3 protein-coding genes are annotated in these 3174 nt (G+C 60.8%); all 3 read right to left on the bottom strand.

The window, feature by feature from the left end; all coding sequences use genetic code 11:
- On the bottom strand, nucleotides 1-668 hold a 668-nt coding region (locus CKW32_RS27970), incomplete at its 3' end, for an arabinose ABC transporter permease (protein WP_095186529.1).
- Nucleotides 669-677: 9 nt separating this feature from the next.
- Nucleotides 678-2180: an L-arabinose ABC transporter ATP-binding protein AraG gene (gene araG / locus CKW32_RS27975; RefSeq protein WP_095186530.1), complete on the bottom strand. Its 1503-nt coding sequence runs from the start codon at nucleotides 2178-2180 to the stop codon at nucleotides 678-680.
- Nucleotides 2177-3163 (bottom strand): substrate-binding domain-containing protein, encoded by a 987-nt coding sequence (locus CKW32_RS27980; protein WP_095186531.1) that lies wholly within the window; start codon nucleotides 3161-3163, stop codon nucleotides 2177-2179. Before CKW32_RS27980 ends, araG begins: the two co-directional genes overlap by 4 nt.
- Nucleotides 3164-3174 lie beyond the last annotated feature (11 nt).

Genomic DNA, 3174 nt, shown 5'->3' on the forward strand with positions numbered 1-3174 from the left:
ATCAGGATCTTGGTGCGGTCAACGTTCACCCCTGCCAGCAACGCCGCTTCCGGGTTGCCGCCGATGGCCATGGTGTTGCGCCCGTAGGTGGTGTAGTTCAGCAGCCAGCCGAAAAACACAAAGCACACGATGGTGATCAAAATCGGCACCGGCACGCCGAACAACTGGCCGTTGCCGAACACAAAGAACTGCTCCTGGGACACGCCAACCGCCTTGCCGTCGGCAAAGATGTAGGCCAGGCCGCGCACGATCTGCATTGTGGCCAAGGTGGTGATCAACGCATTGACCCGCAGCTTGGCGATGACGATGCCGTTGATCAGCCCGACGATCAGGCCCATCAGCAGCGCGGCGCCGATGCCGAGCATGACGCTCTCGGTGTCGCGCATCACAATCGCCGCCACCACGCCGGCACAGGCGATCACCGAGCCCACCGACAGGTCGAAGTGCCCCGACGCCAGGCAGAACAGCATGGTGCACGCGGCGATGCCCACGGTGGAAATCGCCAGGCCCAGGCCGCGCATGTTCAGCGGTGAGAGGAAGTTGTCGATCAGCAAGGCGCACAGCACAAAGATGCTCACCGCCGCCAACAGCATCGCCCAGTTGTCGAGCAGTGCGCGCAGGTCGAAGGGTTTGCGTGCGGTGGGCAACGCGTTGTTTTGAGTGTTCATGGTCGTCTCTCAGTTCGTCACGCGGCGCGGCAGGGCCAGCTGCAGCAGGTTGGATTCGGTGGCGTTTTCACGGGTTTGTTCACCGCGCAGGGCGCCTTCGCACAGCACCAGGATGCGGTCGGAAATACCCATGACTTCCATCAAGTCGCTGGACACTACGATCACCGCAATGCCGCTGGCCGCCAGGTTATGGATGATCTGGTAGATCTCCGACTTGGCGCCGATGTCGATGCCCCGCGTCGGTTCATCCAACAGCAAGACCTTCATCGGCATCGACAGCCAGCGACCCAAAATGGCCTTCTGCTGATTGCCGCCGGACAGGTACATGATTTTCTGTTGCGCATCCGGGGTTTTGACTTTCATCGCCTTGATTTGCTGGTCGGCGTTGCCTTTCTCCCAGGGCTCGCGCAGCAACCAGCCGAACGAAGAATGGGCACCACGGGCGCTGATATTGATGTTCTCGGCGACGCTGGAAAGCGGAATGATCCCTTCCTTTTTGCGGTCTTCCGGACACAGCAACACACCGGCGGCGATGGCGTCGCGAGGTGAGCGTAGTTGCAGGTTTTCACCGCACAATTGCAGGCTGCCAGCGCTGCTGCGTTCCAAACCGCTGAGCAAACGAAACAGCTCCGTGCGCCCTGCCCCGACCAGTCCGAACAAGCCAAGAATCTCGCCCTTGCGCACGTCGAAACTGATCGGCTCACGCAGGCCAGGCCCGAGCAACCCGTCGACCTTGAGTGCGACCTCGCCATGCTCTCGCGGGCGGTAGTCGTAGATATCCTGAATGTCGCGACCGACCATGCAGGTCACCAACTGGTCGTGGCTGAGCGCACTCATATCATCAAAGGTGCGCACGTAACGCCCGTCTTTGAACACCGTCACGGCATTGCAAATCCGGAACACCTCTTCCATGCGGTGCGAGACGTACAGCACCACTTTGCCCTCATCCCGCAGGCGCGTGATGATCGCCATCAAACGGTCGATCTCCCGCGCCGACAGGCTGCTGGTCGGTTCGTCGAACGCGATCACATGGGCGCCACGGGACAGCGCCTTGGCGATTTCCACCAGTTGGCGCTGGCCCAGGGACAAGCGCCCGAGCTTTTCTTCAGGATCGATTTCATCGGCCAGACCCTTGAGGCACGCCAGGGCCTGCTTGCGCAGCAGGCTCCGGTTGACCACCCCAAAACGCGACGGCAGGTGCCCAAGGAAAAGGTTCTCGGCCACGGTCATTTCCGGCACCAGGTGCAGCTCCTGGTGAATCACCGCGACGCCGCTGGCGATGCTGTCCGCAGCGCATTTGAACGCCATGGTCTGCTCGCCGATCTGCACCGTGCCGCTGCTGGGAATGTAGGCGCCGCCGAGGATTTTCAGCAGCGTCGACTTGCCCGCGCCGTTCTCGCCCATCAAGGCATGCACCTGCCCCGGCTGGGCGCTGAAGCTGATGCCGTCCAGCGCCTTGACCCCGGGAAAGGTTTTGCCGATACCCTCAAACCGCAGGGCCGCCGCACTCATTTCCACAGCCCGATCTTGGTCAGTTCTTCCTGGAAGTTGGCGCGGGTGATCAGGGTGACTTCATCCATCGCGGTGTACTTCGGTGGCTCGGTACCTTTGGTGACCCACTCGTACATCATCAGCGCCGTGTTGTAGCCCTCAATATGCGGGCTTGGCAGCATGGAGCCGAAGAAACCGCTGTCGGCCTTTTTCAGTTCGCCGATGGCGTCGGTGCCATTGATGCCGATACCGATCACGTTGGCCGCTTTGAAGCCTGCGCTTTCGGTAGCGCGCACGCCGCCGAGCACGGTGTTGTCGTTCATGCCGCCGATGATCAGGTTTTTCGCACCGCTGGGCAGCTTGACCAGCGCCGAGTTGGTGGCGTCCATGCTGCCGGGGACGTCGAGGGTTTTCAGTGCGGCGGTGAGGATGTGGTCTTTCGGAATGCCGGCTTCTTCAAGGGATTTGATCGAGCCGTCGGTGCGTTTTTTACCGGTGTCGAGTTCGTTGAAGGTGTTAATCACCGCGTAGGTGTCCTTCCAGTCCCAGCCACGTTTTTTCGCTTCGGCGGCCATGGCGGCGCCTTGTTTCTGGCCGACTTCAAAAGCGGCCATGCCCAGGTACGGCACGTCCTCCATGAAGTTGCCTTTGGCATCGACGAAGCGGTCATCCACGGCCATGACTTTCAAGCCATTGAGCTTGGCCTTGGCCACGATGGCTGGGCCGAGGGACACGTCCGGCGGGCAAATCACAAAACCTTTGGCACCGTTGGCGGCCAGGCTGTCGATGGCGGAAAGGGTTTTCTCACCATCGGGCACGGCGATTTTGATCACGGTGAAACCGTGTTCCTTGCCGGCTTTTTCGGCGAAGGCCCATTCAGTCTGGAACCAGGGTTCTTCGGCTTGTTTAACCAGGAAGCCGATCTTCACTTCTTCGGCGGATGCGAGGCTGCTGAGGCTGCTTAAAGCAACGGCGGCGGCAAGGACGCGTAGGGCTTTTTTCATGAACGACACCT

Origin of the sequence: Pseudomonas sp. Irchel 3H9 (assembly GCF_900187495.1) — a bacterium.
In the GTDB taxonomy this organism is placed as follows: Bacteria; Pseudomonadota; Gammaproteobacteria; order Pseudomonadales; family Pseudomonadaceae; genus Aquipseudomonas; species Aquipseudomonas sivasensis.